The 7,658-nt window shown below is 55.2% G+C and carries 7 protein-coding genes; 1 reads left to right on the forward strand and 6 read right to left on the reverse strand.

The features are described 5' to 3' along the window. Positions 1–437: 437 nt before the first annotated feature. Positions 438–1,769: a porin gene (locus tag QQL24_RS22300; RefSeq protein ID WP_284314503.1), complete on the forward strand. Its 1,332-nt coding sequence runs from the start codon at positions 438–440 to the stop codon at positions 1,767–1,769. Positions 1,770–1,775: 6 nt separating this feature from the next. Here QQL24_RS22300 and QQL24_RS22305 read toward each other — a convergent pair whose 3' ends face one another. The 6 genes from QQL24_RS22305 to QQL24_RS22330 form a co-directional block, all read right to left on the reverse strand. Continuing rightward, entirely contained in the window at positions 1,776–1,973 is a 198-nt protein-coding gene (locus tag QQL24_RS22305; protein WP_284314509.1) for a hypothetical protein, read from the reverse strand. Positions 1,974–2,191: 218 nt separating this feature from the next. Further along, the gene (locus tag QQL24_RS22310; RefSeq protein WP_284314504.1) at positions 2,192–2,836 is read right to left on the reverse strand and encodes an RES family NAD+ phosphorylase; all 645 of its coding nucleotides are present in this window, start codon (positions 2,834–2,836) and stop codon (positions 2,192–2,194) included. Beyond that, positions 2,833–3,651 carry a hypothetical protein gene (locus tag QQL24_RS22315; RefSeq protein ID WP_284314505.1) on the reverse strand — a complete coding sequence of 273 codons (819 nt, stop codon included), beginning with the start codon at positions 3,649–3,651 and terminating at the stop codon, positions 2,833–2,835. The genes QQL24_RS22310 and QQL24_RS22315 overlap by 4 nt, the downstream gene beginning before the upstream one ends. A gap of 189 nt (positions 3,652–3,840) precedes the next feature. Further along, complete coding sequence (locus QQL24_RS22320; RefSeq protein ID WP_284314506.1) at positions 3,841–4,275, reverse strand: Ros/MucR family transcriptional regulator; 435 nt, start codon at positions 4,273–4,275, stop codon at positions 3,841–3,843. Between the two features lie 245 nt (positions 4,276–4,520). Then, the gene (locus QQL24_RS22325) at positions 4,521–5,510 is read right to left on the reverse strand and encodes a DUF535 family protein (protein ID WP_284314507.1); all 990 of its coding nucleotides are present in this window, start codon (positions 5,508–5,510) and stop codon (positions 4,521–4,523) included. A 384-nt stretch (positions 5,511–5,894) separates the two neighbouring features. Then, positions 5,895–6,113, reverse strand: coding sequence for a hypothetical protein (locus tag QQL24_RS22330; RefSeq protein ID WP_284314508.1), 219 nt, complete (start codon positions 6,111–6,113; stop codon positions 5,895–5,897). Positions 6,114–7,658 lie beyond the last annotated feature (1,545 nt).

Here is a 7,658-nt window from a genome sequence, read left to right on the forward strand (position 1 = left end):
CGTGTAAAACTTCTGGTAGAATTTTGTTTTGATCGTATTGTAAGATTAAGATTTAACGATGTAACTATATCTGTTGAAAATAAATATATTTGCTTTGGTAGAGGTACAAAAAATGAGATTTACAACAAAAATTTGTAGATAAATAGCGATAATGCCCGTATAAGGTGTGATTCTATAAATATCTCAACCGAGACAGATGGTAAGTATATTTAAAATAGTTTCCAGTATTGTAAAGTTTGCCTAAACTTTCATCACTTCTATTTGTGTCTTTGCGGCCACACCTTGTGGGAAAATGGCGATTTGGTGACGAGAGCGTGTTGCGCTCGGGAACTTCCCGGCCCCATGGTGTGCCAATGATCCTCACAACGGGATCTAACCCCCGACATGATCGGGAAATCGCCACACGGCCACCTCAATGGCCAAAGTAAAAACCTGTCTTGGAGATCATCCTGATGATGATTAAGTCTCTTCTACTTGGCGCGGCTGCCGGAATCGCGGCCCTCGGCGCTGCCCAGGCTGCCGACCTGCCCATGACCAAGGGCGAAGCGGTTGAGTATGTGAAGGTTTGCTCGACCTTCGGCCCCGGCTTTTTCTACATCCCCGGCAGCGACACCTGTCTCAAGATCGGTGGCGAAATCCGCGCTGACTACCGCGCATTCGGCGGTGATACGCCAGTCAATGTCGGCAAAAGTCAGAGTTTCAGCCGCAACGACAATCGCAGCGCCTTCAACACCCAGGGCCGTATCTGGTTCGACGCTCGCACCCAGACCGATTGGGGTCTGCTGCGCTCCTACTTCCAGATCAACGCTGACTCCCATCCGATTTCGGCCCAGGGCCGCGGTGGCACTTATAACGGCAACACCTTTTCGATCGACAAGGCCTTCATCCAGTTCGGTGGCCTGACGGCTGGTTACGCCCATTCGTTCTTCGGTTTCTACGATAACGAATACGGCGACACCATCTGGGCGCCTTACTATGCTGAATCGAGCACGGTTAACCTGCTTGCCTACACCGCGCAGTTCGGTGGTGGCTTCAGCGCCACCCTGTCGATCGAAGACGGTCGTGACCATCGCGCCAATGCGTTTGACGGCCTCGGCGTTAGCCCGGCAGGAGGGTTTGTCTACATCCAAGGTGGCCAGCAGGTGCCGGATGTGGTCGGTCAACTCCGCTACGACGCCGATTGGGGTGCCCTGGCCGTTCAGGCAGCAGCTCACCAGAACCGCTCTGGCGAAGGTACCTCTACCGTTGCGACTTCTCTAGGTGACCCGATCGTTAACAGCAGCAAGTACGGCTTTGCCGTGGGTGCTACTGGCTTGATCAAGCTTCCATTCATCGACGGTGGCCACTTCATCGTTGAAGGTCAGTACGCCGACGCCGCGACGCAGTATCTCGGAGCAGGCAACACGTGGCTTGGCGCCACGGATCGCTTTATTGCCAATACCATCCCCACGCGCGTTAATAGTGGCAAGGGCTGGTCGATCGTTGGCGAACTTGGCGGAAATATCACGCCGGTGCTGAATGCTAACCTTGTCGGTAGCTATATTGACATCAAGTACGACGCTGCACGGGGCGGCGGCGCCGTTGACTATAGCATGAATGAGCTCACCTTTGCCGGAAACCTGACCTACACGATTGTTAAGGGCCTCAGCGTGGCCGGTGAAGTCTCTTACACCCGTGTCGATCAACAGAACGGCTTCTTTAACGGAACCTTCCACGACGCGAAAGCCAATACCTGGGAGGGTGGTATCCGCATCAAGCGGACCTTCTAAGCCGTTTCAAGAATGGAGAGGCCCGGCGAAAGCCGGGCCTTTTTTGCTTAATGCTTGTCTTAAGACCAGACATATCACGGCAGCCTTCAGAGCGACGCCCTGCCGAAAGTTTAAATTAAGTAGTTGCACTGCATCATCGACACGCAGACGCTTGGCTTCGACATCGAGCAAAATATTGAGACGCGAGAACTCTTTCTCGCTCATAGACACCACCAGTCGAACCACACTACGCTGATGCCAAACCGTCAGCGAGTGTCATCCCAACTTGGCGGGAGAGTGGCATCTCTATATTGCAGCTACAGCGCGAATTCGCATAACGAAGTTTATGATTGACGGTGACGGCCGACACCTTGTCCAAATCTTCCTTCGGGTCGCAAGGGTCCGGGACGAGAAGCCACGACTCAAACCACGACGACAGACGCCTAGGAGATGATGGTGATCCCGGCCCGGTGGCCAAAACTCCTAAGCTCCAGCAAAAGAGCCGCATCCGCTCTGACATCGATGCAGTCGAGAACCTCGAATTCGGACTCGCTAACGCGATCTTCGAATAGGATCACGCATACGTCGGGATCGCATTGGCGTGACGTCCAGATCAGCCCGTCCACGTCCGATCGCGCCCGATGGAACGCCTCCGCCCACAGCACTGTCTGACCATATGTTGATTTCGGTGTCTCAATAAGGTCGCCGCGGCTCACCCCCCACCCCTTGAGGTCCGGCGCAAACAATCTTGCAAGAACCAAATCGCGCTTCGCCGCGATCCTGCTCACCGTGCTCGATTCCACGACGTCGAGGCGTACAGTCTTAAAGGGTGCCGTCGGTTCAATGTCGTGAAAGATCGACTCGAAGACCGCCGCCTCACGCGTCGTTGCCGCGTAGAGCGTCGGAACGCACTTGTTGGCCGCGTCGGCAAACGGAGCGAATCGCGTGGGTTGCCCCTTGCAAGGGTTAAACTGGGCAGCCCGGAAGCTGGATCCGTGCGTCCTATGAAGGATGCTGCCTTGGAGGATCGTCTGGGTGTTGATGCTTGGAAAACGTGAGGGCGGCGGAGGTACGATTGAAACGCTCAACCGACCACCTCTTCACCCTCACGCGCCGCAGCCGCCACGACAGCCTGCGGGTCGTCAAGCACGTCGACAGGCGCCCTGTCGCCCAACCAGCCATTGGTCGACACAAACCAGAAGGCGCGCTGCCAGGGAGACAAACGCGCAGGGAGCACAGCGAGAGCCTTCTTGACCGTGGGGTGCGGCCGTCCCTCACGAAACTGGAAGGCCGGGAAATACTCCTTTCCGCGATGCTGTACGGAGAAGATATCCCCCGCCTTCTTCCAGCGTGCCGCCGTCGCGTAAGGGTTCTTAGTACGCAGCCCGGCTTGCTCCGAGATCTCCGGACTCATCAACTGAGGAACCTGCGCAATGAATCGGTCACGCAGCTCGAGATTGTCGGTGGCGAGGGGTCCTCGGGCGTCGGCAAGCTCATCCGGCAGAAGAACTTCGGCTAGTTTGCCGATCGCCGCCTCAAGCCGGCTTTCGTCGAGGTTCGCGCTGACCCGGACAACGGTCTCGAGAAAGGCTCGCACCGCGCTTAGTTGTCCCGCCGGCAAGTCCGGCTTGAGTTGTAGGACGACGGAGTGGCCAAGAGCGATGTCGGCTGCCGCGGCAGCGAGATCCGACGATTGCACCGGAGCTGTACCCGACAAAGCCGATCCATCCGGCGCGGCTTCTTGAAGGGCTCGAAGGAAGGCCATGACAAATAGGTCACGAGCGTTCTTTTCAGAGCGCAGCGACTGGCCTTGCTTTATTGGGGCACCAGACGCGCTCGGCCCCATGGCCGGCGTAAGCTGCCGGTCGACCATCAGGAACGAAGAAAAGAGCCTATCCGACATGGTGCCACGTGAGATTGCGTATAAACAGTTTCATATCACGTATGTCATGTGCTGTCGAATGCAAGGGGTCGCTATGGAATCCGTTAAATTCGCATAACGCCGTTTATGGCCGGTCCACACCTGCCCATTCCTGCTGGGCGTGGGCATACGCGCCCACACTCACGATCAAACCTGGCTATCGGATATCGGCTATTTGCCTCGAGGAATCGATCTGCGGCCCTGCCCAAGTCCCATCGTCTTGGCGAGCTCGGAACGCTGCCTGGCATAGTTTGGTGCGACCATGGGATAATCAGCCGGAAGGCCCCATTTGGCTCGGTAGTCCTCGGGCGTCATGCCATGGCTGCTCGACAGATGCCGCTTCAATGATTTGTACTTCTTGCCGTCCTCGAGAGAAATGAGGAAGTCTGGTGTGACCGACTTTTTGATCGGCACAGCGGGAACTGGCTTGGCCACCTCGACTTCCTGGGAGATTTCTGCCTTCTCAATACGTGCCAACGCTGCATGGACCTCTGCGATGAGCCGTGGAAGATCGGCAGAGGAAATGGAATTGTTTGCGACATAAGCCGCAACGACATCCGCGGCAATTTTCACGAGATCCGCATTCGTTGATAGATCCTGGTCCATTCTATTGTGACCTCCGGTAGATATAGGGCGTCCCATAGCTCTCTATTTCATGCGCTAAGCGGGTGGTAAGGTTCAAGTTATCAATCGCTATAGAATCATAGCACTTTGGGGTTAAGCGGATGAATGGTCCAAGATGATGGCGCGCGGGTTTTGGGCAAGCCGCCAGCGGCGACCGCAAAAGCCGCGGTGAAGACGACCACGACTGTGCTGCGTTTCGGATACATTGTTTCACCAGGGAGCGAGGTTTAGTTCAACGAACAGTTCAATTGGGAAGTCGGGGCAACGCTACTACTCCGGATGGTCGTCCCTGGAACAGTCTCTAGATTCTGCATAATTGCGTCTTGAACGGAACCGGCGATCGACTTCTTCAGATCGCGTTGCGCCCTGGTCCGAGAGCGGTTATTCGACTTGACCTCGTCGATGGGTTTCTCCACCAGCGGCAATGCCAAGGCGTAGAACTTGGACGTTAGCTTCGATCCACCAAGGCTCGTAAAGAAGTCATCATAGGCAGCAACGAAAACTGATGGTTGTCCGTCGTAGTAACATACCTGGGCCTCGGCGGAGACGCCCAGAATTGTCGTTAAGCCCATGCCGTCCGCAAGGCCGTGGAGCGCAGCGATCAAGACAGCCGGAGCAGAGAGGCCGCGCAACGACTTCATGGCGGTTCGGAGTAGTTCGAAATCGCTCTTGGTGCCTTGAAGGCGGGTCAGCAAGACCACCGTGTTTGCCGGCAGGCCCGCAAGCGACCCAGGCGCAAAACTGAAAGATAGAAGATAAATCAAAACGCCCTCGAATTGATATTCGAAGGTCAGCTCGCCCTCATTGTCAGTAGGATCCGAAAATTTCAGAACAACGCGATGGCGGCCCGCATCGGTTGGATAGTCCCAAAGATAGGCTTCCTTATCGAGAACTTTTGCGACAAACACGGAATCGAATTTAGTTCCCAGTAAATCATAATGATGGATCATGGTCGCCGCACGTTCGTCGGTCGATATCCCCCTCACCAAATGCCGATAGTGCAAATATTTTATAGTAAGCTGCGGCTGCCGCTTTAAAATGCCGCGAAAAATGGGTTTGTTCAACGCGTGCATGACCCGCTTGTGACGTACAGGATGAGAAAATAGATCGCACACTCGCTTGATCCGTCCGACGATCTTGCGCTCGCCCTGGCCTTGGTTGTTGAGCAGCGCTACATCGCGGAGTTTCTGCGTCAAAGATTTGCTTTTCGCCCGCATTGAAATCCACCCCCCGATAGATCATGAACAAATTAGCACACAACACCAGCCTATATTTGGAGTGCACCTGTGGCTCATGAGAAGAGCCAATTCTGGAAGTATACAGCCATTTGGGATTCTTTGCGTACATCCCCGCTAACGACAATATGCGAAAGTGCTAGGGGATAAGTCCTTCTTAAGCTTGGCGCTCTTCGAAAGGGGTCGTCGACTCAGGCAAATCTAGCCCTCGTATCCTCAAACGAGTCGCCCCAAGCCAATAAACTCTGAGCCATTCATTGAAATAAGGGTCTGAATATCGAACTCAACTTCTTTAGGACGAGACCATCGCTAACCTCCAGCCCGCTAGTTCAACCAGTTCACGCCGTGGAAGCCGTATCGCGAGAGCTATGTCATGCTTTCCAGCGGAGGTGGAACGTCAGGTCTGTACCAGGAGGCGCTCACATTAGGGGCCGACAGGTTCACTTGCGGGTGCTCTTTCTTAAACGCCTTCAACGCAATGTTGGTGGCCGTTTGGACGACTGTCTCATCCATGAGATCGAGCACCACAACCGCCTGGCGGAAGATGAGCTTTCTATTTTCGAAGACGCGATATTCAATGACCATCGCCACGGTCCTCAGTCGGTGCTTTTGATGGCCAGAGTTCCAAATGGGCTCCGGTCTAGCTGCTATCTCGACATAGGGGTGTTTGACCTGATCTGGTCGCCATGCTTGCCTAAAATAGCCGCACCCGAAGCCCGACGGATGCGGCGCGCGGCCACGAACTCTGCCCGATCTTTTGCTTAATTAAGTGCATGTATAATTAGGAGGCCATTAGAAGCCGAGCGGCCTTTAGCCATTTGCGATGCAAATGGGAACCGTTAGGACTTTTCGTCCGCTAGGCTGAGCCGCTCGGTGTCGAAGAGCGCGGGTTGCCTGAAGAAGTCCGGATAGCGATCCTGTGGCGCCAGATCGATCAGTGGCGCTGGATCGAGGTCGAAGAAGTCGGCGAAGGCTTCGCAGCTACCAATTGGTAGCTACGCTCGGCCACTGAGCAGTTGAGTGACGATCGAGCCGTTCTTGAGCGCCTCTGCTATTTCGCGATTGGTGACGTTCGAGGCATGGATCTTCTCTGCGATGCATTTGCCAAGCTTCGTGTCCCTATACGGGATCGGAACAAGCATTGCTCCCTCAAACACGATAAGTGGGGAAGAATGCAAACCAGTTGACTAACTTTGCGGGCAAGGCGGAAAAAAGGCCTAAAAATCACGATATCCTACATCAATCCAGACTGAAGGCCCTCTAACACAGTTCAAATGGGTCTGGACGAGTGCCCCAATAGCTGCCTGAATTACCTAAGCTATTCGCTTGGCGTGTCTGAGGGAACAAATCTTGTTCTGGCGCCTCATCGGATCGAGTCGGCCGTCACCTCTAACGCGCTCTCCTCGAGTGTTCACAAGATGTTTCAGGGCCAATCGGCGTTCGGACCCTGGGCGGTCCTCACTGGAAGCTGTCCCTGCGGTGGTCTGTGGTTTCGGAACGGCATTGGGGCTGGCTGGGGAGGTACGTAGGCTTCATCTCGGACTTAGGATGTGATAGGCCGGCCGCGGGTCTGAAACGATCGAAAGGCATGCGCCAGGGCTCGCCGCGGCCAATGTCATCAACCCCACGGCCGCTCTGCGCGAGTCCAACGCTGGAGCAGCTCGATCAACGAAAGGGCGCTTCGCGCGGGAAGGCGAACCGGAAGCAGCCGAGGGTGACATTTGTAATTTGGCGTCGTGAAACAATTCAGTGGCCCTCTAGTTTCCCTATGCATCAAGCGTAGCGAATGGCGATCGCACTATTCCACAGGGCAATATGGCCTTCGGTTTGCCGCCTCGAAATGTAGCGAAGTCGGCGCCATGGCGATTCTCTCCTAATGCGATCATACAGATTTTGCGCAATATTCATGATCACTATTCCCGCAACGCCGTTATGTCTGGCGGCACCACCTGGAGAGAGGCGGCCGTGACGTCGCCCGCCAAGCTGAAGATCGCCATTGCTATCGCAACAGCCGGCCGCCGGGAGGTGCTTGCCGATACGGTGCTCTTCATGCGCAACCAGGAACGCCCGCCAGAGGAGTTCCTGATCTGCCCGGCGAGGCCCGAGGATGCCGACGTAGAGACACTCCGA

The organism is Labrys miyagiensis, assembly GCF_030160835.1.
Lineage (GTDB): Bacteria > Pseudomonadota > Alphaproteobacteria > Rhizobiales > Labraceae > Labrys > Labrys miyagiensis.

Coding starts and splice junctions, on each gene's coding strand:
- QQL24_RS22305 (WP_284314509.1), bottom strand. CDS start 1,973: ATGAGCGAGAAAGAGTTCTCGCGTCTCAATATTTTGCTCGATGTCGAA.
- QQL24_RS22315 (WP_284314505.1), bottom strand. CDS start 3,651: ATGTCGGATAGGCTCTTTTCTTCGTTCCTGATGGTCGACCGGCAGCTT.
- QQL24_RS22320 (WP_284314506.1), bottom strand. CDS start 4,275: ATGGACCAGGATCTATCAACGAATGCGGATCTCGTGAAAATTGCCGCG.
- QQL24_RS22325 (WP_284314507.1), bottom strand. CDS start 5,510: ATGCGGGCGAAAAGCAAATCTTTGACGCAGAAACTCCGCGATGTAGCG.
- QQL24_RS22330 (WP_284314508.1), bottom strand. CDS start 6,113: ATGGTCATTGAATATCGCGTCTTCGAAAATAGAAAGCTCATCTTCCGC.